25 protein-coding genes, 1 riboswitch and 1 other annotated feature are annotated in these 25004 nt (G+C 48.3%); of the genes, 14 read left to right on the top strand and 11 right to left on the bottom strand.

Features of this window, described 5'->3' with window-relative positions; genetic code table 11:
• Positions 1-32: 32 nt before the first annotated feature.
• Both ON063_RS10805 and ON063_RS10800 read right to left on the bottom strand, forming a co-directional pair.
• Positions 33-1316: a Na+/H+ antiporter NhaC family protein gene (locus ON063_RS10805; RefSeq protein ID WP_274665137.1), complete on the bottom strand. Its 1284-nt coding sequence runs from the start codon at positions 1314-1316 to the stop codon at positions 33-35.
• A 69-nt stretch (positions 1317-1385) separates the two neighbouring features.
• Positions 1386-1481, bottom strand: a riboswitch (SAM riboswitch).
• 98 nt (positions 1482-1579) lie between these two features.
• Positions 1580-3259, bottom strand: coding sequence for a GGDEF domain-containing protein (locus ON063_RS10800; protein WP_274665136.1), 1680 nt, complete (start codon positions 3257-3259; stop codon positions 1580-1582).
• Between the two features lie 154 nt (positions 3260-3413).
• Positions 3414-3625: a binding site (T-box leader), on the top strand.
• A gap of 58 nt (positions 3626-3683) precedes the next feature.
• Between ON063_RS10800 and argS the strand changes: the two genes are divergently transcribed.
• Complete coding sequence (gene argS, locus ON063_RS10795; protein ID WP_274665135.1) at positions 3684-5366, top strand: arginine--tRNA ligase; 1683 nt, start codon at positions 3684-3686, stop codon at positions 5364-5366.
• Between the two features lie 43 nt (positions 5367-5409).
• Here argS and ON063_RS10790 read toward each other — a convergent pair whose 3' ends face one another.
• Together ON063_RS10790 and ON063_RS10785 are read right to left on the bottom strand one after the other, a co-directional pair.
• Entirely contained in the window at positions 5410-5988 is a 579-nt protein-coding gene (locus ON063_RS10790) for a metallophosphoesterase family protein (protein ID WP_274665134.1), read from the bottom strand.
• A complete protein-coding gene (locus tag ON063_RS10785) occupies positions 5985-6476 on the bottom strand; it encodes a YajQ family cyclic di-GMP-binding protein (protein ID WP_015880519.1) in 492 nt (163 codons plus the stop codon). The genes ON063_RS10790 and ON063_RS10785 overlap by 4 nt, the downstream gene beginning before the upstream one ends.
• A 68-nt stretch (positions 6477-6544) precedes the next feature.
• Between ON063_RS10785 and pulA the strand changes: the two genes are divergently transcribed.
• Positions 6545-8542: a type I pullulanase gene (gene pulA / locus ON063_RS10780; RefSeq protein ID WP_274665133.1), complete on the top strand. Its 1998-nt coding sequence runs from the start codon at positions 6545-6547 to the stop codon at positions 8540-8542.
• 15 nt (positions 8543-8557) lie between these two features.
• On the opposite strand, the gene ON063_RS10775 is transcribed toward pulA, so the two are convergent.
• Positions 8558-8722 (bottom strand): YycC family protein, encoded by a 165-nt coding sequence (locus ON063_RS10775; RefSeq protein ID WP_074034284.1) that lies wholly within the window; start codon positions 8720-8722, stop codon positions 8558-8560.
• A 130-nt stretch (positions 8723-8852) separates the two neighbouring features.
• Here ON063_RS10775 and ON063_RS10770 point away from each other — a divergent pair, with 130 nt between their 5' ends.
• The 3 genes from ON063_RS10770 to ON063_RS10760 all read left to right on the top strand — a co-directional run bounded on the left by ON063_RS10770 (position 8853) and on the right by ON063_RS10760 (position 12749).
• Positions 8853-9653 carry a hypothetical protein gene (locus tag ON063_RS10770; RefSeq protein ID WP_274665132.1) on the top strand — a complete coding sequence of 267 codons (801 nt, stop codon included), beginning with the start codon at positions 8853-8855 and terminating at the stop codon, positions 9651-9653.
• A gap of 91 nt (positions 9654-9744) precedes the next feature.
• Positions 9745-11868 (top strand): MMPL family transporter, encoded by a 2124-nt coding sequence (locus ON063_RS10765; RefSeq protein WP_274665131.1) that lies wholly within the window; start codon positions 9745-9747, stop codon positions 11866-11868.
• A gap of 248 nt (positions 11869-12116) precedes the next feature.
• A complete protein-coding gene (locus ON063_RS10760; RefSeq protein ID WP_214695970.1) occupies positions 12117-12749 on the top strand; it encodes a YitT family protein in 633 nt (210 codons plus the stop codon).
• A gap of 12 nt (positions 12750-12761) precedes the next feature.
• Here ON063_RS10760 and ON063_RS10755 read toward each other — a convergent pair whose 3' ends face one another.
• From ON063_RS10755 to ON063_RS10740, 4 genes are all read right to left on the bottom strand, one after another.
• Positions 12762-13217, bottom strand: coding sequence for a hypothetical protein (locus tag ON063_RS10755; RefSeq protein ID WP_274665130.1), 456 nt, complete (start codon positions 13215-13217; stop codon positions 12762-12764).
• 35 nt (positions 13218-13252) lie between these two features.
• Positions 13253-14197 carry a DUF4003 family protein gene (locus ON063_RS10750; RefSeq protein WP_274665129.1) on the bottom strand — a complete coding sequence of 315 codons (945 nt, stop codon included), beginning with the start codon at positions 14195-14197 and terminating at the stop codon, positions 13253-13255.
• Between the two features lie 67 nt (positions 14198-14264).
• Positions 14265-14696, bottom strand: a complete 432-nt coding sequence (locus ON063_RS10745) for a YbjN domain-containing protein (RefSeq protein ID WP_015880528.1) — start codon at positions 14694-14696, stop codon at positions 14265-14267.
• Between the two features lie 67 nt (positions 14697-14763).
• Positions 14764-15030 carry a metal-sensitive transcriptional regulator gene (locus ON063_RS10740; protein ID WP_274665128.1) on the bottom strand — a complete coding sequence of 89 codons (267 nt, stop codon included), beginning with the start codon at positions 15028-15030 and terminating at the stop codon, positions 14764-14766.
• A 278-nt stretch (positions 15031-15308) separates the two neighbouring features.
• On the opposite strand from ON063_RS10740, the gene ON063_RS10735 reads away from it, so the two are divergent.
• From ON063_RS10735 to ON063_RS10715, 5 genes are all read left to right on the top strand, one after another.
• The gene (locus ON063_RS10735; protein WP_274665127.1) at positions 15309-15614 is read left to right on the top strand and encodes a rhodanese-like domain-containing protein; all 306 of its coding nucleotides are present in this window, start codon (positions 15309-15311) and stop codon (positions 15612-15614) included.
• Positions 15611-18076 carry a CoA-disulfide reductase gene (locus ON063_RS10730; protein WP_274665126.1) on the top strand — a complete coding sequence of 822 codons (2466 nt, stop codon included), beginning with the start codon at positions 15611-15613 and terminating at the stop codon, positions 18074-18076. The genes ON063_RS10735 and ON063_RS10730 overlap by 4 nt, the downstream gene beginning before the upstream one ends.
• A 201-nt stretch (positions 18077-18277) precedes the next feature.
• Entirely contained in the window at positions 18278-19723 is a 1446-nt protein-coding gene (locus ON063_RS10725) for an alanine/glycine:cation symporter family protein (protein ID WP_274665125.1), read from the top strand.
• A 40-nt stretch (positions 19724-19763) separates the two neighbouring features.
• Positions 19764-20219, top strand: a complete 456-nt coding sequence (locus tag ON063_RS10720; protein ID WP_274665124.1) for a hypothetical protein — start codon at positions 19764-19766, stop codon at positions 20217-20219.
• A gap of 53 nt (positions 20220-20272) precedes the next feature.
• On the top strand, positions 20273-20719 hold the full coding sequence (locus ON063_RS10715) for a hypothetical protein (protein ID WP_274665123.1): 447 nt from the start codon (positions 20273-20275) through the stop codon (positions 20717-20719).
• 38 nt (positions 20720-20757) lie between these two features.
• Here the strand turns inward: ON063_RS10715 and ON063_RS10710 are convergent, their stop codons facing one another.
• Entirely contained in the window at positions 20758-21777 is a 1020-nt protein-coding gene (locus ON063_RS10710; RefSeq protein ID WP_274665122.1) for a metal ABC transporter solute-binding protein, Zn/Mn family, read from the bottom strand.
• 173 nt (positions 21778-21950) lie between these two features.
• On the opposite strand from ON063_RS10710, the gene ON063_RS10705 reads away from it, so the two are divergent.
• The 3 genes from ON063_RS10705 (at position 21951) to ON063_RS10695 (ending at position 24036) form a co-directional block, all read left to right on the top strand.
• Positions 21951-22886, top strand: a complete 936-nt coding sequence (locus ON063_RS10705) for an alpha/beta hydrolase (protein WP_074034302.1) — start codon at positions 21951-21953, stop codon at positions 22884-22886.
• Positions 22887-22949: 63 nt separating this feature from the next.
• The gene (locus ON063_RS10700; protein ID WP_214696002.1) at positions 22950-23549 is read left to right on the top strand and encodes a histidine phosphatase family protein; all 600 of its coding nucleotides are present in this window, start codon (positions 22950-22952) and stop codon (positions 23547-23549) included.
• Between the two features lie 10 nt (positions 23550-23559).
• Positions 23560-24036, top strand: coding sequence for a DUF456 domain-containing protein (locus ON063_RS10695; RefSeq protein ID WP_214696004.1), 477 nt, complete (start codon positions 23560-23562; stop codon positions 24034-24036).
• 75 nt (positions 24037-24111) lie between these two features.
• Here the strand turns inward: ON063_RS10695 and ON063_RS10690 are convergent, their stop codons facing one another.
• The gene (locus tag ON063_RS10690) at positions 24112-24585 is read right to left on the bottom strand and encodes a YwpF-like family protein (RefSeq protein WP_274665121.1); all 474 of its coding nucleotides are present in this window, start codon (positions 24583-24585) and stop codon (positions 24112-24114) included.
• Between the two features lie 113 nt (positions 24586-24698).
• On the opposite strand from ON063_RS10690, the gene ON063_RS10685 reads away from it, so the two are divergent.
• Complete coding sequence (locus ON063_RS10685; RefSeq protein WP_031424443.1) at positions 24699-25001, top strand: 7TM diverse intracellular signaling domain-containing protein; 303 nt, start codon at positions 24699-24701, stop codon at positions 24999-25001.
• The last annotated feature ends 3 nt before the right edge of the window (positions 25002-25004 follow it).

The raw sequence follows: 25004 nt of genomic DNA, 5'->3' as shown, positions 1-25004 counted from the left end.
AAACACCCCTTTAAACAAGGGGTGTTTGTCGTTTAAGACTGCTTTTTAAAACGCGGGAAATTCAATGCGATGGCAATTCCTCCACAAATAAAGAGGAGGAACGGATAAAACATGAACGGGACGAGGTCAGGCGAAGCGGTCTTCGTCAACTCTGCGGCGATGAGAAGTTGCGCTCCGTATGGGAGAATCCCTTGTACACCACATGAGAAGATATCGAGCACACTCGCTGATTTTTTCCGTTCGATGTCATATTCGTCCGCAATGTTCGCGGCGAGTGGTCCGGCTACGAGAATGGAAATCGTATTGTTCGCAGTCGCTACGTTCGTCGCACTGACGAGACCAGCGATACTCCATTCGGCACCAGCACGTTTTTGAATCCGTGACGTCAGCGCATCACGCAAATACGTGAGTCCACCGTTGTGCGAAATGAGTCCGACGAGGCCGCCCATGAGTAACGTCAAGAACGAGATTTCGGCCATACCGACCATACCATCGGCGATAGCGGTCACAAATGCTGTGACGGATAAGCTTCCATCGAGAAGACCGATGATTCCGGTTAGCGTAATCCCGCCCAACAGGACGAGAATGACGTTCAGCCCCGTTAACGCCAGTCCGATGACCGCAAGATACGGAATGAGTTTATACCATTCGAATGCGGCGACATCGACCGTCGATTCACCGTTCGATAAGACCGCTAGTAAAATCGTCGTGATGATAGCGGCGGGTAGCACGATCCAGAAGTTCGTTCGGAACTTATCGCGCATGTTCGTCCGTTGTGTCCTTACGGCAGCAATGGTCGTATCCGAAATGAATGAAAGGTTGTCTCCGAACATGGCTCCGCCGACAACTGCCGCGGCTGCGATGGCGACGTTCACACCACTTTCCTCATGAATACCGAGGGCAATCGGCGCAAGTGCCGCAATCGTTCCGGTCGATGTACCCATTGCCATTGAAATGAAAGCAGCAATGACGAATAGTCCACTTAAGAGAAGCGATGGGGGTAAAAGCGTCAACGCCGCGTTGACCGTCGCGTCGATGGCACCGATTGATTCGGCTACCGTTGAAAAGGCACCGGCCAGTAAGAAGATAAAAATCATAATGATGATTCCCGAATTTCCGGCACCTTGCGCGATGCGCTCGACGGTTTGAGTGGCACTTCCTTTTGTCATGAATGCCGCAACCATCAAGGCGATGATGGCCGCAACGAGTACCGGAAACTTATAGAAGTCTCCGTAATAGACACCCGCTCCGATGAAGAAGAGTAAGAAGACGAGTAACGGCAAGAGTGCCCATTTGTTTGCTGTTGGTTGTTCCAAAATAATCACCTCACTAAAAAATAAAAAGGACCTTTTTCTTGAGAAAAAGGTCCTTCGTGTGAAATACCCTTTTCATCTTTCGAGCAATACGCCCGCTGGATTTGGCACAGGTTCCCCGCTGCCGAGACTTCATAGGGCCAGTCCCTCCGTCTCTCTCGATAAAAAGTTAAGCTATCCTATTATCAAACACGTTCCCTAACGTACCTGTTTCAAATCTAGTTGTCAACCTAAAAACTCCCCAATTCGATGTGAGAAAGGGGAGTTTACGTCGTTAAATTGTTGAAGTGCGCCACACGGTTACGTCCTGCATATTTTCCACCAACATACAGGGCACGGTCCGCGTTTCGAATCGTATCGTCGAGTCGCTTGTTCCCGAACGCTTCAATTGTATCGACCCCAATGGAGGCGGTGACAGAAATCTCATGGTGGTCGACATGAAATGGTTTCGCTTCGATTTGATGGCGAATTCGCTCCGTGATTTCGATTGCTTGGTTCATGTCACAATGATTGAGCAGTAAAATAAATTCTTCGCCGCCATAACGTGCAGCAAAGTCATCGGGACGAAGCACCTGACGGATTCGTCGTCCGAACTCTTGTAACACATGGTCCCCGACCTGATGACCGTACGTATCGTTAATCTTTTTGAAAAAATCAATATCGAGCATGGCGACCGATATCGGATATACCGACATATCGGATATTTGTTGAATGCCATATTCATAAAACGCACGTGCATTAGCGAGAAGCGTTAAACTGTCCGTCCGACTCTCGGTATAGAGGCGGTCTCGTTCGTGACAACGGCTAATGGTCCGGTTGAACGATTTTAACAATTTGATGATCTCGTGCTGAATAATCTTCGGATAACCGTATACAGGTTCTCCCATCATAACAATCCAGGTGCGAATCTCTTCGATTTCCTCCGAGCGAACAGAAACGAAGCTGTGGTAATCGTCGTGGAAAGCATCAGATAGGGAAGTATCCCATTCAAAGCGCATTTCATAGTCGAGGATTTGCTCGATTGGCTGACTCATGTCAAGCAACGTAAAGACGATGGGTCGATCGATGGGCTGTCGCGTCTTTAAATCAAAGTACAGGGTGCGTTCAAATAATTTAAACTCGACATACCCTTCATCATAATGATTCAGCTGTTCGCATTGACTTAAAAACACTTCGATGGCTTGCGCCTCGCTCTGCGACAAGGAAACAGCCTCTTTCGCTTCATCGTATTGCTCAATCAAGGATTTGAATGCATCTTGCCGCTCTTTTTGAATGAGAAGCCGCTTTATGAAGAACGTCAACGCAGCGGCGATGCTACTGACGACGAGTAAGTTGGTCTCTCGGAAAAACGCTGCCGCTAAGATGAAAATCAAACTGACGACGTACGTATAGAAGGCAATCTTCATAAAGTCGCTCAATGCGATGTCGACGCGGAACCACCATTTCACCTGATACTTTTGAAACACCGTGTTTAAGAAGATGGCAAGGAACAATCCAGCGAGCGGCACGAACGAATCTTGCGAATAAAAGTCGAGACCGGTCTCCCCACCAAGGGCGAGATAGACAGCTGCTGGGATGACAATTTCTAAGTAAGCTGTAATGGCATTCCACGGATACGTGAAGCGGAAACGACGGATGGCGACTTTCGGTTTCAAATTGGCGAATTGAAAGACGAACAATCCGATTTGGTTGACGATGAGTGCTGTTTCGAATCCAAAGAATAAAAATAAAATTAAGACGATACTTTCAGAAAATGTGAAGTACACACCTTTGACTTCGATCGAGTCGAGTTGAAAAATGATGACAAGCAACGAAATTAAAATAAACGACAACGAATCGATTGTTGGGGCGTGTAGGATATCCAATGCAAATAGTGCGATGGTGAAGATGAACAGGGCACTCCATATACTCCAACCGAGCACGGACATCTTACGAAAGTGGTTCATGTGTTCCCTCCTAGCATGGGACATTTCAAGATTTAATAGTAAAGATTCGTCACGATTTCGTGTGAGTCCTGCTTCTGTCCAATGATGCTTGAATTCTAGCATTGAGTATACACGGAATATCCTCTATAATGAAATTGCTTTTCAACCGCATAGACGAATGTCGATGAAAAAGAGAGTAACGATGGTTTAGTCAACAAAGCGACCTGGGGATTGGTGAGAGCCCAGGCTGACAAACGTCGCGAAACGCACTTTTGAGATGCTATCCGAAACGAGAGTAGGCGTAGCCGGAGGGAACCGTTATCACCATAAAGCGGTCTGCGTCATGCAGGCAAGAAGAGTGGTACCGCGGGAATTCCCGTCTCTTTGCATCTATGCAAAGGGCGTTTTTTTTATGAGTTGTGATACGAAGAAGGAGGACATACAGATGAGTTATGAACGCAAGTACGCAGAAGCGTTATCACGTGTCATCGGAGACGAGCTCACGATTGACCAGATTGAAGCATTGATTGAGAAGCCAAAACACGAGGCGCACGGTGACCTCGCGTTCCCATGTTTCCAATTGGCGAAAGCCTACCGTAAAGCACCTGTCATGATTGCGACAGACATCGCGAATGACTTGAACGATGAACTATTCACAAAAGTCGAGGCGGCAGGACCTTACGTCAACGTCTTCTTGAGCCGTGACGTCGTGTCAAAAGAAATCATCAACACGGTGCTCGATGAAAAGTCAGAGTACGCGACACACGCAACACGCAATGAAACGATTGTGACGGACTTCTCGTCACCAAACATTGCGAAGCCGTTCTCGATGGGTCACTTACGTTCGACGGTGATTGGGAATGCGATCAACCAAATCGCACGTAAAAACGGATATGACGTTGTCGGCGTCAACCACCTCGGTGACTGGGGGACACAGTTCGGGAAATTGATGGTCGCCTACAAGAAGTGGGGCGATGAGGAAGCGGTACGCGCCAATCCAATCGCAGAACTCTTGAAATTATATGTTCATTTCCACGAAGAAGCGAAGACACAACCAGAACTTGAAGACGAAGGTCGCGCGTGGTTCAAGAAGCTTGAAGACGGCGATGCGGAAGCGACAGAGCTTTGGCAATGGTTCCGTGACGAGTCACTCAAGGAGTTCCAAAAAGTATACGACCTCCTCGGTGTGAAATTCGAAAGCTTCAATGGTGAGGCGTTCTACAATGATAAGATGGGACGCGTCGTCGAGATGCTCGAAGAAAAAAATCTCTTAGTCGAAAGTGAGGGCGCCATGGTCGTCTCGCTCGAAGAAGAGAACTTGCCACCATGCTTAATCAAGAAGAAAGATGGCGCGACATTGTACGCGACGCGCGACTTGGCAGCAGCGATCTATCGCTACGAGACGTATAACTTCGTCCAAGCAAACTATGTCGTCGGTGGCGAACAGGCGCTTCACTTCAAACAACTCTTCTCGGTTCTTCGTAAGCTCGGCTACGACTTCGTCGATGGCATGCACCACGTACCGTTCGGTTTAATCTTGCAAGAAGGGAAGAAGATGTCGACACGCAAAGGGCGCATCGTTCTTCTTGAGGAAGTGTTGAAAGAAGCGATCGAAAAAGCACAAGCGAACATCGAACAGAAGAATCCGGACCTTGCGAACGCAGAAGACGTCGCACGCATGGTCGGTGTCGGAGCGGTCGTCTTCCACGACTTGAAGAACGAACGCATCAACAACATCGAATTCGATCTCGATAGTATGCTCAAGTTTGAAGGAGAGACAGGACCTTACGTCCAATACACGAACGCTCGTGCGAACTCACTCCTCCGTAAAGGAAACTACGATGGCTCACCGTTCACTGGTGCAGACGATGACTACTCATGGGGTGTCGTCACGATGCTCAACGCGTTCCCGCACGTCATCACGCGTGCACATGAACGCCGCGAACCATCCATCATCAGCCGTTATGTACTTGACCTCGCGCAAGCGTTCAACAAGTATTACGGCCATGTCCGCGTCCTAGAAGAAGATGCAGGCAAACAATCGCGTCTCGCGCTCGTGAAGGCAGTGACGCTCGTATTGACGGAAGGACTCCGTTTACTCGGTGTCGAAGCTCCGGAAGAAATGTAAGACAGACGAAAGGACCTCAAAAAATGAGGTCCTTTTCCTATGCTCACACTTTTATCCGCGTCACCGTTCGGGCTTCCGTGTCATAGAGACACCATTCCCGATCGAAGATGACGGCACCGACATTGATGACATATCGCTTCTTCTTCAAATGGAACGGTATCCCGATTTCCCACGGCAAGGATCTTCCTTTCCGGTAAATCCCGGGAATATGACTATGTCCGATGAAGACGAGCGGATATTTCCCTTTCTCGACAACCGGTTCCCAGTCTTCATTCCACTTGACTTGATGCCCATGTAAAAAACGTGCTTCTCCAAGAGTCGTCTGTTCCGGCAATAAGGAAATCCGTGTTTTCACGGGATGGTCGATGACGAGCACCTCGTCGATTCGCTCCTCTTGGTTACCACGTAGACTCGGGAACGTCAGCAATGCTTCATAGTTCGGATCATACGTCACGACGTCTTCCACATGATGAAAGCGCTCGTGACGTCGTTTTTTCCCGATGTGGCATTCATACAGGTCGCCGAGACAGAGAATATGCTCGGTTTCTCGCCGGACATCATCGAGAACCGCCTTCAAATCATCAAACGAACCGTGTGGGTCACTGATGATCGCGAGTTTCATCGGAAGTTCGTGAATTGGGCGTCAACAGACAATTCGAGTTCACGAACGAGCTGCATGACAGCTTGAAGATCGTCACGTGATTTCCCTGTGACACGGATTTGATCGTCTTGAATTTGCGATTTGACTTTAAGTTTTGATTCCTTGATGGCGTTGTTGATTTTTTTCGCGTCATCTTTGTCGATTCCGCTCTTCAATTTCACACGTTGGCGAACCGTGCCGCCGAGTGCGTTCTCTACTTTTTGATAGTCGAGGTTTTTTGTCGGGACACCGCGCTTAATCAACTTCGTGATTAAGACGTCCTTTAATTGCTCGAGTTTGTAGTCGTCATCCGAGATGAGGACGAGGTCGCCGTTGTCGAGCGACATCTCACTTTTTGATCCTTTGAAGTCGTAACGGTTCAAAATTTCCTTCTCCGCGATTTGAATCGCGTTCTTCACTTCTTCAAGATTCATTTCGGACACGATATCGAAAGAATTGTCTTTTGCCATGTTTCATCCATCCTTTGTGTGGTTTTGTTATAATGATAGCAGATTTGAAGCAGTGAAGGAGTGAAGAGATGGAACGTACAATGGATCAACACACACAAGCAGACTTAGATCACGTTGCCTATCACGGGAAAGACCTTGGGGTGACGTTTAAAGGGGAACAGATTCGACTACGTGTCTGGTCTCCGGTAGCGGAACAGATGTCGGTCAAGTTATATCGCACAGCCCGTGCCCGCAAGTTTGATCGACTCGAACTCGAACCGGCTGAGAAAGGGACATGGGTCATTGAACTCGACCGTGCCTTGTTCGAAGGTCAATTTTATGTATTTGAAGCAATGATTGATGGGAAGAAAGTGGAATCACTTGACCCTTATGCAAAAGTCGTCGGAGTGAATGGGAAGCGTGGATGTTTGCTTGACCCGGCATCCTTGAACCCGGACCATTGGATCAAAGAACGTCCGCTATTCAATTCTTCACAAGAAGCGGTCATCTATGAAGCGCACGTACGTGATTTGACGAGTCATCCGGAGAGTGGGGCCATGCATCGTGGGAAGTTCTTGGGGATGACCGAGACGGGAACGACGACCACGAGCGGTTACCCTACCGGACTCGATTACATCACATCGCTCGGTATCACACATCTTCAATTGATGCCATTCTTTGACTATGGGTCGGTGAACGAATCACGCGAGAGCGAAGATAACTATAACTGGGGATATGATCCGGTGCATTACTTTGCGGTCGAAGGATCATACGCTTCGTCAGCAGACGATCCGGCGACACGAATTATTGAACTAAAAGCGATGATTCAAGCCCTCCACGATCGGGGCATCCGTGTCATCATGGACGTCGTCTTCAACCATACGTATGATGCGTTGACGACACCGCTCGGTCAATTCGTTCCTGATTATTACTATCGACTAAATGAGGACGGAACACTCGCAGACGGTTCGGCATGTGGGAATGACACGGCATCTGAACGCGCGATGATGCGTAAGCTCATGGTCGAGTGTGTCACATATTGGGCGAAGGAATTCATGATCGACGGATTCCGTTTCGACTTGATGGGATTACATGATGTGAAGACGATGAATCAAATTCGGAAGGCGCTTGATCGCGTCGACCCATCCATCCTGGTCATCGGAGAAGGTTGGGATTTAGATACGCCACTCCCAGTCCGTAAAAAAGCGAATCAACACAATGCGCATAAGATGCCACGAATCGCGCAATTTAATGATGGGATTCGAGATGGTGTTCGTGGAGACGTATTCATCGAAGACTTACCAGGCTGGGTAAGCGGTAATACAGACATGACGGCTGACGTGAAACGAGGAATCGCTGGCGGGATTACGAGCCAAAGTTTTGCCGATGAACCGAACCAGGTCGTCAACTATGTCGAATGTCACGATAACTTGACGCTTTGGGACAAGTTGTCCGTGACAAATCCAGATGATGATGAGACGACGCGTCGTCGCCGTCATCGCTTGGCGACATCCATCGTACTTCTCGGACAAGGGATTCCGTTCCTCCACAGTGGGCAAGAGTTCTTCCGCACAAAAGATGGGGACGAGAATAGCTTTAACTCAGGTGAGGTCGTCAACCGTGTCGACTGGACACGTGCAGAACAAGAAGCACCGAGTGTGGAATATGTGAAAGGTCTCTTGCGTCTGCGGAAGCAGTACCCGCTCTTCCGACTTGAGAACACGGAACAGATTCGAAAACACTTACGCTTCTTCGATGAGGAAGAAGGCGTGATCGCATTCGAGTTGAGCCGCCACGTCGAAGGCTATGTAGAACGACACGTCGTGTATCATAACGCGTTAGAGGAAGCGGTCGAGATCAAACTTCCGTCCGGTAAGTTTGAAGTGAACGTGGAAGACCATACCGTCAATCTGACGGCGCCGCGTCAAATCGAGGACCGTCATCTGACAGTCGCGCCACTATCGACGCTCGTCGTGACGGAGCGTCGTCCGGACTACAGCAAATACGCTGTTGCCGGAGGTGCCGCACTCGCCGTGATCGGTGGTCTCTGGTACGTATCGAAAAAACGAAAACGTAAAGAACAGTAATCAAAAAAGGAGACGTTAATCCGTCTCCTTTGATGTGTCTTCCTCTGCTTGAGATGCCTCGAGTTGCATCATTTTTTGAACGAGAATATGCTTTGGCATATGCATCAATTCTTCGAGCGGGACGTTCAACTTTTTCGCAAGCTCAACCGCGGTCTCTGGTGATAATTGTAATGGGCGCATCGGTATACTCCTTTCTGAACCATTCATCTATACCGACAGTATACAGGAAAATCGAAAATGTGTTGAACGAACACATTCAAAATCGAATTTCGCTTCGGTCGTTGCTAAGCTGAAATTAGGAAGTGATCAAATGTACAAACAAACAGCAGACTTTCAATTTCATCAAACGATCGAATGGTTAGAACGTGTCGGTGAAGGTTGGATGTTGTACTTGGCGCAAACCGGATTTTTGTTCTTTGACGAGTCGTCCCAAATTCGCTGGGAGATTGACTGGGCTTGGACACCGTGCGCCCTATATGTGGAGCCGAATGCGACGCGTGCCGTGGCATGGTTCCGAGAAAAAGGACTTTACGGAGTCATTGATTTACAAAAAGGACAGATGGAGACGCATGCGATTCCACAACGTTTTAACGGTGACTGGTTTAGCAATTTGCACTATTGGCAAGGCGATGACATCTTCTTATATTCAGCCGAATCGGATGTCGTGGCTTTGAACCTCCACGATCATACGTTTCGATATAGTCGCTACGAAGAAGTCCCGCTCTTTGGGAACATCATCGAGCTGGCATATCAAGGGACGTATGATTTTGAACGATTCACACCTGAAACATGTGTGACCTTATTTGATGAAAACACGCAGCACTTTTTAGTGGAGAATGTGAAAACGAATGAGCACTGGCGTATTCCGTATGAAGGGGACCGTGATACGGTCATTCTCGATCAAGTCGGCGAAACGACGGCAATCACTTCGACAGAAGCGTTCCAACTGTTTCGTCGAGAAGAAGAGCTGTTTTGTTCGACTGTGTGCGCGGACAATCAATTGCTGAAGGTCATGCTGTTAGATGACCGAGGAGATCGACTCGTTGTTTTATCCGCACCACTACGATTTTGCCATAGTTGGCTTCAAGTCTTTGAACGACAAGAATCCTGAACCCGAAACAGGTTCAGGAATTTTTTGTGAAGTGATGATGAATGAAGAGAGAAACGGGAAGTAGATGGTTAGACAGGGAGGAGTGACGAGGATGGAATGGTTAGGTAGGCAGTTGGTTCGCTTTCGATATGGAGTACTACTCATTTGGACGATCTTACTCGCAGGGTCGGTCTATTTTGGGCTGCAGCTCCCGGGTGAGTTGAGAGGAAACGGCTTCGCGATTCAAGACGGGCGCTTCCAACAAGTAGAAGATACGTTGAATGAACGGTTCGACCGTGCAGGTGCCTCGATGATCGTCTTGTTTGAAGGCGGAGAAATAGAAACGGTCATGGACGAACAACAGCAACGGTTCGAGGCAATTCGGTCGATTGATGGTGTCATTACGCCGTCAGAGAATCCAGATGCTCGTTCAGACGACGTCTCGTACTTTGTGCTTGAATTTGAAGACTATGAAGCAGCCGAATCTTCGATTGAGGCGGTTCGTGACGCCCTGATCACAGACACGGATACAGAAGTGCGGTTGACCGGGGAACCAGTCTTTGCAGACGACTTGAACGAAGCGTCGAAAAATGACTTGATTCGAGCAGAATTGATCGGGATTCCGGTTGCTCTGATCGTATTGTTACTTGTTTTCGGAACGCCGCTCGCGGCACTCATGCCGTTGCTCGTCGGACTCATCACGTTCATCGTAGCGGCAGGGTCTCTATTCTTTTTTGCGCAAAACATGGAATTATCCATATTCGTCTTGAACGCCGTGGCGATGATTGCCATTGCGCTCGGGATCGATTTCTCATTGCTCCTCGTCAATCGTTATCGTGAAGAGTTGACGCGTGGACAATCGAGAGAAGAAGCCATCGTCCGGACGGTGGCGACGGCAGGACGCTCGATTCTCTTTTCTGGACTATGCGTATTCGTCGGATTGGCCGGTCTACTCTTTATCCAGGTCGATGTCTTCCAGGCAGTCGCGCTCGGTGCGCTCATTGCCGTCGCGGGGGCTGTTTTGTCCGCACTGACACTCTTGCCGTCATCTCTTTACTTAGTCGGGGACGCTTTGAATAAAGGGCGGATCATCAAGTCTGACGAAACGAAGTCAGAAAAACGCTGGCAAAAGCTTGCCCGCTTCGTTATGAAGCGCCCTGTGACGATGACGCTCATCGCGTTATTGTTACTGTTACCGAGCCTTTGGTTCGTCCGTGACTTAGAACTGAACATTCCGGACGCAGATGCGCTCCCGACTTCGTATGAATCACGGGCGGCACTTGAACGATTTGACGAAGTGTTCGGAGAAAACTCAACCGATGCGGTCATTCTGTTCGAAGCGAATGATTTGACGGACCCGATGATTTTAGAAGAACTGACAACACTCACGGACGAGTTAAACGAAGTAGAGATTGTCGATAACGTCTCGACCTTTTTGACGACGTCTGGTTTGACGCCTGAAGCGTTCACGCAACTCGTGGAAGCGGCCCCAGAACAACTCGCTCCGCTTGAACGTCTCGTCACGCTTGATGGGAATACAGACCTCGCCCTCGTCAACGTGAGTTTCGATGTACCACCGAGTGACAAAGAAGCGCAGGCATTTGTCCGCGATTGGCAAGACCAGGGATTTGAGGTCGGTGGACCGGCTGCCTTTAACGAAGAGATTTATGATGAGATTTACGACAGCATCCCATATGCAGTGATCACCGTCATTTTGGCGACGTTCTTCATCCTCATGTGGGCGTTCCGATCTATCTTGATTCCAATCAAAGCCATTCTTATGAATGTACTCGGTCTTGGTGCGACGTTCGGTTTACTCGTCATCATCTTTGAGTCGGGCTATGTATATGATGCGGAGACGATCAGTATTTTGACACCGGTCTTCATCTTCTCACTCGTCTTCGGATTGTCGATGGACTATGAGGTGTTCCTCGTTTCACGAATCGAGGAATACTACCGGGAGACAGGTGACAACGACTATGCGACAGAAATGGGTCTGGCGAAAACGAGTAAGATCATTACCTCGGCTGCCATCATCATGATTGTCGTGACCGGTGCGTTTGCCTTTACGGGTGTCAGCCCGATTAAACAGCTCGGTGTCGGGATTGCCCTCGCCATCTTTATCGATGCGACCATCATCCGGATCCTGCTCGTTCCATCCCTTATGAAACTGTTTGGGGATTGGAACTGGTGGTGGTTCGGTAAGAAAGATTTACCGAAACGTAACATGCACTAAAGGTAAAATTCATGAACTGAATCAAAATGTGTGGTAAACTACGTACAAGATTACGCGCAATTTGAGAAAGGAAGGTCTTTATGGATACCGAGAGGACGTGGCCTCTGTTCCAACTTCCGGACTTCTAGCGTTGAATGATCACCATGACGTGTATCAATCAACAAACGGAAGATCGGAGATGGAACAGATGGAACCGCAGCTACGACTGAGGATCCTCCTCTCCGTCAAGAACGGGGAGGACAATCGGAATGAAACGAGTTGCTACCATAGTGCTCGGAACGCTGATCATGGCGTTCGGTTATTATTATTTGAATGAACAGTTTGGTTTGGCGGAAGGTGGATTCGTCGGGTTATCGCTACTCGGTCGCTATCTATTTGATATCGACCCGGCAATCTCGATGATCGTGCTCGACATCCCATTTTTTATCATCGCATTGTGGTGGAAAGGATGGCGTTTTGTTGGGCAGGCGGTGTTAGCCGCTTCGTCCCTTTCGCTCAGTTATGCGATGTGGGACCGTCTCGATTTGCTCACGTTTGATATTCAAGTATGGCCAGCGACGTTATTCGCTGCCATCGCAAGTGGGATTGTGACCGGATATGGTCTCGGTCTCGTCTTGAAGTCAGGCGGAGCGACCGGTGGCGACGACTTATTCGCCCTCGGATTATCGAAATGGACAGGCGTGTCGGTCGGTACGATTTTAATTATCTTTGATGTGATCGTCCTTGGGATTTCACTCATTTATTTACCATTATCGAACGCATTGTATACGCTCGTCGCGGTGTCAATCGCCGGACGGGTCGTCACCAAGATGCTCGTCGTCGATGAGCCGAAAACGACACCTGTCGTACCAAATTGGACACCAAAAAACGATCTCGCGTGAGATCGTTTTTTTTTAGTTCATCGAAGCCGCGATATCAAATAGATCCTGCTTCGAAAGTTGATGTCCGCGGTAGTCGATTGCGTATTCGACGCCATCTCGTTGCCAGCTGAGAATGGTGAGTTCATCGGATTCATTGAGGTATATCGGAGAACCTTGAACGGTTTGTGCGTAAGGTTCCCACTCTGCGACATGGTGCCATCCGAGTTCTGTAGTCGCCCATATGCTCATAGACTCCTCTTCATTTTCATAGACGAGTTCGACTCGCCCTAGGCTGACCAGATGTGCATATTCGGTCTCAGCGGCAAAAGGGAGGTGCGTAGGAGTGTGAATCTCGAATGGAACAAAAGAAGTTGTTGCGTGAATCGGTAGAGGGACTTCGCTTCGACCGATGAAGAGCAGAATGAAACTCATACCGATGACAAACTTGAAAATAAACCGACTCTTTCGATCTTGTGGTAGTAAAGACATGGTCAGAACTCACCTCCCGAAACATTTTATTTCGTTTAATTTGAGGACGAAGTACTGGCAATGACGGCGGCAGTTGTCGCAGCGGTCATTGCTTGTTGCATCGCCAGCAAGTGGGCGAAGGTCCCGTGTAGCAACAAATCATTCGCCTCTCCCGTGATGTGGTCGGCAGCGACGAGTTGAAGGGCGACAAGTACGCTATGTGTGTTGAACCAGCGCTGTTTGTCCTTTTCAGCATCCACGATTTCTTGAATGGCGTGCACGGCATCCGCATTCGGTTCCGCGACAATGCTCAGCAAAGCGAGCGCCGGTAACTGCTCACGGCGAATGGATATTTGTACGTCGTCTAACTGCGATTTCCATGCCAGCAGTCGAGAGACCGCTTCTTCTGGTGCAGACTCGCTGAATGTCAAAAGATGCGAGACGAGTTGCAGTTCGTTTGACTTCGATAGCCGGTCTTTCAATAAGCTATAATGCTGTTCGATCCGTTCGTTTAAATCGATGACGTCGTCAAACGCTTGAACGAGCACGAGTGCCGATAACAGATCTTCCTCGCTCGTCAACCAGGGATGGTGTTGTTTGAACGTTTGATATAAGTCAGTCGCCTCATTGAGTCGTCTTTCAGGTTCCTCTACATTAATCAGTTGATTCGCTAAAAAAGGACGTAATGAACTGAAACGGAAATGCTTTCGGTCGAGTAACGTATCGAGTCGAAGGGCCTCGTCGATTGCGGTCCCGATGTCTTCATATTTGGCATCGAGAAAGGAGAGCCAGACGAGGTTTTGACTGCCTCTAAACTTTGAAAACATCTTCGTTTTTTGTTTCAATGTATCGCGTGCGTTCGAAAATCGAGATGCCTCGAATGGGGTGTCGTGAATCGCATAATGAATGGCCATCAAGCGCCGAAAGTCATCCGTTAGCTCCCACTTCGTCGCGTCCTTGATGGCGTCTAACGCTTCTACATATCGTTCATAATGTGTCATATCGCATCGCCTCCTTGGTCAACCATACGAGCTACAATAAGAAAATGTTTCAAAAAAGGGCTTTTGATTATTGTACTTGTGTGTAGAGCTTTTGCATGTACTCGTTCACTTCATCGGCCGCTTGGAACATCATGAATGAATGTTGCAAGATGATCTCTGGTGAGAAACCGAGATCGAGGTCGAGTGTCGATGCGAGTGTGACATCGCGATCGCTGTCGAGTACGCAACGGAAGTACTTGAACTCCTGGTTGAACTCGTTCAAGGCATTTAGAATCGGTAAGTCTTCTACATAGTCTGGGACGTGCGTGACGGTCGCAGCGTATAACTCAGCGTCTGTCGTCTTTTTGTTAAAAGCGATAATCATAACGGGCTGAGCCCCGGATTTTGTTGTTTCACGCGTCAAAAACGTGACGTGCGTTTCAGTGTCGCTCTCTTTGAACGTCATGTTGCGTTCAGCGGCGAGCGCTCTAAATGATTCTACTTTTTCTTCGAAGTTCACAAGGAAATCCCCCTTAGTAAGTCGTTACTCTAACTTTCCCCCATTTGGACGGGGAAAGCAAGGGGAACTAGCGTTTCATCAACATTTTAATGGCTTCTTCGACCGTTTCTGACGTATCTTCGCCATCCGCTTGCGCTGTGATGATGCACTGTTCTAAGTTCTTGGCCACGATAATCGTCGAGGCGCGGTCGAGTGCGGCACGTGCTGCGCTCAGTTGTGTCACGACGTCACGACACTCTTTTCCTTCCTCCATCATGCGGATGATGGCGCGAATTTGCCCTTCTACCCGTTTCATACGATTCAATACTTTCGGGTCGTATTGATACTGTTCCATGTCCTTCACCTCTATAGTAAAAATTGTTCAGTTACCCAACTATTTCTTGTGTAGGCTCATCTTAATACATGGGGGAGTATGTGTCGAGCATCAACTACTTTATGAAGGGGTGATGAAAAATTCTACATTTCGTCAAACTTATTTCTTGCATTTGAATACCTAAGGGGGTATATTAATGACGTGGAAGCAAAATGTTCAATAAATCACAAACTTTATTGAGCGCCAGCTACCAAGCCGAATGGTATAGATGGAATCGAAAATAGAAAGGTAGATTAATGATGAAAGCATCTGCTTTAAAACGTCAAATGGACTTTGAAGTGCCAGTAAACATCGTCGACGTTCGTGAACGCGACGAGTTTCAAGAAGCGCATATCGAAGGTGCCAAAAACTATCCGTTATCAGAAATGTCAACATGGATCGATACTCTCGACCCTGCTGAAGAATATGTCGTTCTTTGCCGCTCTGGTGCACGCAGCACGCAAGCAACTTGGCAAATGGAGGCAAAAGGCTATAAAGTGGTCAATATAGAAGATGGCTTGATGAGTTGGCCAGGAGAAGTCGTCAGAGGAGGAAATGGACAATGAGTAAAAAAATCGTAATCGTCGGTGGGGTAGCAGGTGGTGCATCTGCAGCTGCACGACTCCGTCGTTTGAATGAAGAAAATCAAATCGTCATGTTCGACCGTGGGGAATATATTTCATTCGCAAACTGTGGTCTTCCATACTACATCGGGGACGTCATCCAAGACCGTCAAAAATTGCTCGTCCAAACGGTCGAAGGAATGAACAAACGTTTCCAACTCGATATCCGTAATTTGACGGAAGTCGTTAATATCAACCGTGATGAGAAAACGGTGACGGTGAAGCACGTCCAAACAGGTGAGACGTACGATGAGTCGTATGATGTCCTCATCCTTTCACCGGGAGCGAAACCGATTCGTCCGAACATCCCTGGAATCGACGAAGCAGAAGACATCTTCACACTTCGCAACATTCCAGACACAGATAAAATCCGTGGCTATGTCGATGACAAAGCACCAAAACACGCGACTGTAATCGGTGGGGGCTTCATCGGGATTGAGATGGCAGAAAACCTACGTGAGCGTGGCGTTGACGTCACCCTCGTCGAGATGGCAAACCAAGTCATGACACCGCTCGACCGTGAGATGGTCGCACCGATCCATGAACATTTACGTCTTCATGGTGTTGAGCTTCAATTGTCTGATGGTGTTTCTTCATTCTCTGAAAAAGGGAAGAAAGTTCATTTGACGAGCGGTCGTGTCATCGATACAGATATGGTCATCATGTCGATCGGGGTTACGCCGGAGTCAACGATTGCCCGTGAAGCAGGCCTTGAAACAGGTACGCGCGGTGCGATTCGTGTAAATGAAAAAATGATGACATCTGATCCGTCGATTTACGCGATTGGAGATGCGGTCGAAGTGCTCGACTATGTCTTCCAAGAGCCAACTGTCGTCCCACTCGCATGGCCGGCGAACCGTCAAGGTCGTCTCGTTGCCGATATCATTAACGGCCGTGACGTGAAATATAACGGAACGATGGGAACAGGAATCGCGAAAGTGTTTGATATGACGGTCGCATCGACTGGTTGGAACGAGAAACGCTTAAAAGCAGCCGATAAGACGTATGAAGCCGTTCACGTGCATCCAGGTTCGCACGCCGGATACTATCCAGGATCGACACCGGTATCACTCAAACTCTTATTCCACCCGACAACTGGTGAGATTTACGGTGCACAAGGTGTCGGGATCAACGGTGTCGACAAGCGAATCGACGTCATTGCGACAGCGATGAAAGGCGGTTTGACGGTCCTTGATCTTCCTGACCTCGAACTCAGTTACGCACCACCGTTCAGCTCGGCGAAAGATCCTGTCAACATGATTGGGTATGTCGCTTCTAACGTTGTACTTGGTGATAACGAAGTCGTGCATTGGGATGAAATCGATGAGCTCGTGAAGAACGGAGCGACGTTACTTGACGTTCGTGACGAATCAGAACATGAACTTGGGAAGATTCCAGGATCAATCAACGTCCCACTCAACTCATTACGTGAAAACTTAGACAACTATGACCGAAACGAAACGATTTATGTGACGTGCCAAGTCGGTCTTCGTGGATATCTCGCATCACGCATCTTGCGTCAAAACGGCTTCAAGGTGAAAAACTTGAGCGGTGGCTATAAAACATGGTCACAGATCAATCGTGATTTCGAGGCGCTTGAAGAAGCGAACACATCAAATGAAACAGCGGCTACCGTTGTAGAAGAGGAGCCAACACAAATGACGAACGCACCAATCGGTGAAGCGGTCATGTTAGACACGTGTGGTCTACAATGCCCGGGACCTATTTTAGAAGTGAATAAAAAAGTCGCAGAACTCGGGGAAGGCGAAACACTTCGTGTCCTCGCAAGTGACCCAGGGTTCTTCGCTGATATCGAAGCATGGGCGAAGAAGACAGGTAACAAACTCGTCTCGAAACAATTCGTCAACGGACGCGTCGAAGCCATTCTCCAAAAAGGACAAGGTCCGGTTGCGCCGCAAGCGGGCGCTCCAACAGGAGATGGCGCGTCAATGGTCGTCTTCAGCGGTGACCTCGACCGTGCGCTCGCATCTCTCATCATTGCGCAAGGTGCTGCAGCGATGGGGAAAGAAGTAACAATGTTCTTCACATTCTGGGGACTCAATGTCATCCGCAAACCGGACGCGCCGGAAGTGAAGAAACAAGGTCTTGAGAAAATGTTCGGCATGATGATGCCAGGACATGCCGGTGAACTTCCACTCTCGAACATGAACTTCGGTGGTGTCGGCCAAAAAATGATGAAGAAAGTCATGAGCGACAAGAACGTCCCTTCTGTCGAAGAGATGATCAAGTCAGCTCAAGAGGCAGGCGTGAAGATGGTAGCCTGCACGATGTCGATGGATGTCATGGGTATCAAAGAAGAAGAGTTGATTGAAGGTGTCGACCTTGGTGGTGTTGCGGCGTATCTCGGCGCAGCAGAGGGCGGAAACTTAAACCTCTTTATCTAAATGAACTGTATAACGAATCGGGTTGCGATGGGCAATCCGATTCATTTTTTTGTTGGTGAGATACGATTCGAAGGAAGTTCATATATACAAGAAAACGAATTAATATTGCAATTTTCGTATAATTTACCTATAATTCTAGTCATGTTAAAAAAGTTAACATGACTTTTTCTGTTGAGATTTTTAGAATGATGGAGGATTAGTATGGAGAAATTTGTAGAGAACCTCGTTTCGCAGGCGAACGATTTGTTATGGTCACAAGTGCTCATCGTCGTACTTGTCGCATTAGGTCTTTATTTCACGGTCCGTATGGGCTTCGTTCAGTTCCGCATGATTCCTGAGATGTTCCGCCTTTTGTTTAAAGAAGGTACAGAACGTGAGAAAGGCCAAGTGTCTTCGTTCCAAGCGTTCGCAATCGGGACGGCAGCACGTGTCGGAACAGGGAACATTGCCGGTGTGGCGACAGCGATTGCGCTAGGTGGCCCAGGAGCAGTCTTTTGGATGTGGCTCATCGCTTTGATTGGAGCGGCATCTGCATTTGTCGAAAGTACATTGGCACAAGTGTATAAGATTCGTGACGGACGCACATGGCGTGGAGGTCCGGCTTACTATATGGAGCGTGCGCTCGGTCAACGTTGGCTCGGTGTCTTGTTCGCGATTTTAATCACGTTCTCATTCGGGTTTGCGTTTAACTCTGTTCAGTCGAACACGATTTCACTTTCTGTGAGTAACCAATTCGGCATCAGCACGACAGTCGTCGGGGTTGTCCTCGCGATTGTCACAGCGATTGTCGTATTCGGTGGTATTCAATCAATCGCGCTCTTGTCGAGCATCATTGTTCCAGTCATGGCGGGTGGCTACATTTTACTCGCGATTTGGATCATGGTGACAAACGTATCCCTCTTACCAGACGTATTCAGCCTCATCTTCTCAGAAGGAGTTCTTGGAATCGAGCAACTCTTCGGTGGTGCAATCGGTGCGATGGTACTCCAAGGGATTCGTCGTGGTCTCTTCTCGAACGAAGCAGGGATGGGTTCTGCGCCGAACGCCGCTGCGGCAGCGGAAGTATCACACCCTGTTAAGCAAGGTTTGATTCAATCGTTCAGCGTATTCGTGGATACATTGCTCGTTTGTACGTCGACAGCAATGATCATCTTGATTTCAGGTGTTGCAGGTTCAGAATCGTTTGCAGGTGTCGAATTGACGCAAGCGGCATTGACGGCAGAAGTCGGTTCGGTCGCGACATCGTTCTTGACGATTGCGATTTTCTTGTTCGCGTTCAGCTCGATTCTTGGTAACTACTACTACGGCGAGACGAACATTCAGTTCATCTCGGACAAAAAAATCTATGTCACGCTCTATCGCATCGGTGTTGTCGGAATGGTCTTGTTTGGTGCTGTCCGCTCTGCAGGGCTCGTCTGGTCGATTGCTGACGTGTTCATGGGTCTCATGGCTCTCGTCAACTTGTACGCAATCTTCCGCTTGGCGAAAGTGGCTCGAGCCGTTCTTGACGACTACTTGTCACAGCGTCGAGCAGGACAAGATCCGGTCTTCTATGTCGACTCGGTAGAAAATCTTCCAGGTCGTGAGTATGTAGAAGCTTGGGAAAGCGAAACAGAAGAACAAAAAACAGGAACAAGTCGTTCTTAATGAATGGAACCGTCTACGAATTCACGTAGGCGGCTCATGTATGGAGACGACGCATTATGTACGTGTTTCCCCAGAAGTTTGGGTGTCATTTAATCAAGATCCGGAGATGATTTTAGACTGGTTGATTCATATGCATGAGCAATACCGTGACCGGGACGACACGTTAACGCTCCCGAATGTCGAATCGTTTCAACGCGTACTCAGTCAAATCGAAGTGTATATCGATGGGGCTGATACGTACAATATGGAAATGGCACTCGTCGGTGAGGAGTTGATTGTGAATGAAGCACAGGCGGTCGTGGTCGGGATTTTGACCCCACAGCTACTTCACATCGTCAAAGACACATTGCATGCATTCGGACGGGATGATGTGAAAGATATGGCACTCGTACCGAAAGAGGAGTTCGAGACGATTTGGGAAGATTGGACAAAGTTGCAACAGTTCTGTGAGACGGCCGCATCCCAAGAAGAACTTGTCCTTATTTATTATGAGTAAAGATGAATCCACTATGGTATAATGTAAAAAAATGGATAAAAGGGGATTCAATCATGGACGTGTTCGGCACACTCATTTGGCTTGGTATTCTCATCAACCCGTTTCTCGCCTATCAAACGAAACGCAGATCACTTTATCGCATCACACTCATCTTGTTCATCGTATTCTTGGTGACGTGGGGGTATGCTGTAGCGGGAGGAACAGTACCGACCCTGTTTGACACAGCGTGGAGTTTGCTGTTCATCGCTTATGTTAGTCTTTTGGTGTTGAATAGTTACTTCGTCAGCAAACGGTTCGTTCCAAATATGACATGGTTTCGTTTTAGTGTGATGGGCCTAAGCGGAGTCGTCATCAGTCAAGTGTGGTTCGGACTGAGCACGGATAACTGGGAGTGGTCATCCTTCATGAATGGGGACGTATGGATGATGAGTGTGACCGTATCACTCCTGCTCCTTCTTTTCGTCACGATGAAAACGCTGGACCGCCGGATCGAAGTATAAAAAATCCCGAAACGAATCAATTCGTTTCGGGATTTTGATTATTTCAAGGCTGTCTCGAGTGCCTTGACGTTTTCACGCATCAAGTCAAAATAGCTCTTGTCCATCTGTTCTTTTGTGACAGATTCCAAGTTGTAGATCGTTACGCTTTCTGCGCCGATTTCTTGCTTCACGACCTCAGCCACTTTTGGTGTGACCGTATCTTCGAAAGCAATATAGTTCAAATCGTGGAGACGCGCCTCTTCGATGATTCGTTTGAGGGCTTGTTGTGACGGTTCTTCAGAAGGTGTGAGGCCGGCGATCGGCAACTGATCGAAACCATATCGTTCAGCCAAATAGCCATATGCTGCGTGTGTGACGAGTAACTCCGACTTCGAACCATTCTCAACTGCTGCTTTCAATTCTGCATCGAGGGTATTCGCTTCGTCTTTAAATGCACTCAACCGTTCTGAGAACTCGTCTTTATAGTCTGGTGCCTCTTCGCTGAAAGCAGCTTCAACAGCTTCTGCCATTGAAACGGCATTCATCGGGTCGAGCCAGACGTGTGGATCGTATTGTCCATGGTCATGCTCATCTTCGTTATGCGCTTCTTCTTCATTGGCATGCTCGTCTTCAGAATGTCCTTCTTCTTCGTGAGCATGTTCATCTTCGGAATGACCGTCTTCTTCATGAATATGAACGGTATCGGCTGCATCAAGCAACGTCACGTCCTCTGCCGTTTTGACGAAAGCGACGTTCTGCCCTTCCAAGCTCTTCTCCATGGACTCGACGTAAGGTTCAAGGTCATGGCCGATTGTCAAAAAGAGATCCGCTTCTGCAATTTGAGTCATTTGCTTTGAAGTCGGCTCATATGTGTGCGGGTCTGCTCCAGGTGGGATCACCATTTCCACATTGACGCGGTCACCACCGATTTCCTCTGCCATTGACTTCAAAGCAAAAGTCGAAGCGTAAATCGTTAGTTTCTGATCTGTCGATTCGGATGCGTTGTCTCCTTCGGTATTCCCACACGCGCCAAGCAAAAGCGTGCCGGCCGCGACAGCGCCTAGCCAAGTCTTCTTCATCTTTCGTCGTCCACCTTTCAAATTATCTGAATATTAAATCGTAACTGTTACGTTTTATGACTGCGAGTAATATTATAGTGTGACCTTCGGAGCACGTCAAGTCCGACTTCTGATGGATAGATTTTTGAAAAAAGCGGGAATATGATTAAAAAAAGGAACGAGGAGTGGATTGTATGAGAAAGGAGACCGCCTGGTTTGTCGGGGGTGCGGCACTTGCTGCGGCGACGGCAGCCGGGGCTAGCGTGTGGAGTCAGTACGGGTCACTTGTCAGATGGCAAGAGCCCGAATTGCCGATTCGACCGACAACACGCCGGCGTCACACGTATACGTATAAGATTGTCAATGATCGTCCGCTCCAATTTGATTTGTATCTCCCACCAGGGGAGGGACCGTTCCCGGTAGCGGTCTATGCACATGGAGGAGCATTTGTGAGAGGGAGCCGCAGCATGGTCACGCTGTTCCATCCGTTACTCGATCACTTTTTGGGGAAAGGGATCGCCGTCGTCAGTATCGATTACCGTCTATTTGAAGACGGAGTATATTTCCCTGACAATATCATCGATGTTTCGGACGCGCTTAGCTATTTAAAGCAGCATGAATCATTGCTCACCCTCGATACAAGTCAGTTACTCGTGTGGGGCGACTCTGCTGGAGCAGCTTTAATGCTCGCTACTGCGCTTGATCGTCACAAACAATTTGTAGGGGAGCTCGGGGATGACCTTCCGACAATCAAAGGAGTCATCGCCTTATATCCACCGACGAACTTCTTGTTGTTCAAATTCATCCAAACATGGCTAGCTCATTTGAAGTTTTACGAGGGAAGCCGTGAAGAATGGCGTGAATTGATGGTGAAATGCTCACCAGTCTCCCATCTATATGCCGATGCCCCACCTATTTTACTGTTACACGGAAAGAAAGATCCGATTGTGCCGTTCGGCCAAGCCCTTCACTTCGTCGAACATGCGAGTGATGTCGGCGCGAACGTTCAGCTCATCTCGTTTCCGAATGGGACACATTCGCTTGCAAGCTTCCTACAATCAGACAACCCGATCAAAGAAGAGCAGTTGATGGCACGGATCAATCGTTTCATTGACGAATGTCTTGTCTGAAGTTGCGATTTTTAGGGAAGATGGTACGATGGGGGATGATTGAAAGAGTAAGGAGTGGAAGCAGTGACAGAGTTATGTTTAGTGAGACACGGTCAGACCGATTGGAATCGTTTGGAAATTATTCAAGGTCGTGAAGACAATCCGTTGAATGCACTCGGACGTCAACAGGCTGAAGAGAGTGCAGCTTTTTTGAGTCAAGAAACATGGGATCTTATCGTTTCTAGTCCATTGACGCGTGCGGTCCATACGGCACAAGCGATTGCGACAGCCTGTGGAATCGAGCATGATGCGATTCGATTGGACGAGCGATTTATTGAACGCGAATTTGGTGCAGCGTCCGGACAACCTGTGAAAGGCATTTATGAAGCGGTGCAGGCCGATGACGAGCGTCGCGTTCCGGGTCTCGAGTCAGAGGATGAGATGCGCGCTCGCGTCCTAGAAGGAATGGAACATTTGGTAGAAATGTATCCCGGAAAACGGATTATTGTCGTCTGCCATTCACATGCGATTAAAGCAGCGCTCTCGGCGATCGATGACACGTATACGTTCCGTCATGCGATGCGAAACGCCTGCTCGAACTATATCATCCATCAACATGGCCAGTTTGAGGTGAAGGCGATTAATGTTGCAGACCATATCACCGACCCGGCCATCATGAAATGAGGAGACTGTCATGACGACCTTATTATGGGTATTCATCATCGCATCATTTGTGGTCGCTTTTGCCGGACTTATTTACCCGGTCATCCCGAGCGTCCTGTTCTTGTTTATCGGATACATGATTTACGGATTTGGTTTTTCATTTGAGCCGTTAACTTGGACATTCTGGGTATGGCAGTCTGTCTTCCTCATCTTCTTGTTTGTGGTGGACTACGTTGTCACCAGAGCTACAGTGGATAAACGTGGAGGGTCAGAACGGGCGAAATGGGGCGCGACCATCGGCTTGATTGCCGGACCGTTCATTTTCCCGCTCGTCGGGGTCCTCATCTTCCCATTTGTCTTCGCATTTTTGGCGGAGTTGACACTCGGGAAGACAACACGTGAAGCATGGAGCATCGGTGTCGGAACAGTTCTCGCTTTTCTCGGCAGCACGCTATTGAAAGTGATTGGAATGACGATGATGGTCATTTTGTTCTTTATCTATGTGTGAGGCGGAGGTCCTTTCTCCGTCTTTTTTGTTTGAAAGGGGAATGGTTTTGGGGAAAGAAAAAACAAGGCCATTCGATTACTCGAATGACCCGGTTTTGACCAATTGATTGAAGGCAGAGCGACTGAACGATTGTTGCATCTCCACTTTCTTCTCGAAGAAGGCGGGTTTCAAATTTGACGTGGCGACCCCTTCTTGAATGAGAGAGTCGAGCACTTGTTTTGTCGCATCTTGTTTTGGAATTAACATGAGTCCTTCGGCGACGAACGTATGGTGATCGCTCAAGGCTCGTTCACTCGTGAAGGTCAAGGCGAGTGCGGCAGGCGCATTCGTCGGAGATGTGATGATGGCTTCAGCGAGGATAAGGATTCGTTTGTTTAAGTAATGGTGGAGCGTGACGGCCGATTCGGTCGGCACGAGCATCTCGAGCAACCATTCTGAATCATGTTCTTTCGAGATGATCAACCCGTCGAGCAAATCGATTGGTAAATTAAGTTCATTGCCGTACTCGTCTTGGACGAGACGGACTTGGACGAGGCGAAACGTTTTCATAGGATCGTTCCTTTCCGCGTTTTCTTTAGACCATCTTAACATAGTCTGACGAATAGAATGTGTTAAGATAACGGGGAAGAAACAGAAAAATAGAGAGTGAGGGAGGCATCAAGATGAGTTGGGTTGTTGGCGTAATCGGGTATGTGACGATTCTCGCGATCGTCTACTATGGTGTCCTTTTCTTCAAAGTGAAACGGGAGCGGAGTCGGGCCGGCTATCGAATCTTTCTTTTGCTTGCCGGACTATTTTTAGTCAGTGGGAGCGATTATATCATTGCACTGTTCCAAGGGGACACCGAAGCGACGTTTTGGCAACGAACCGTCTACTTTGTCTTGATATTGCTCTCTTTGTCGATGGCGCTTTACTTTCGGAGAAAAGAAGATCAAAGCCAAGCAGGCGAGATGACGATGGTATAAGCA

Source organism: Exiguobacterium sp. B2(2022), from assembly GCF_028823655.1.
Classification (GTDB): Bacteria; Bacillota; Bacilli; order Exiguobacteriales; family Exiguobacteriaceae; genus Exiguobacterium; species Exiguobacterium aestuarii_A.
This window is presented reverse-complemented; position numbering and strand designations above follow the sequence as displayed.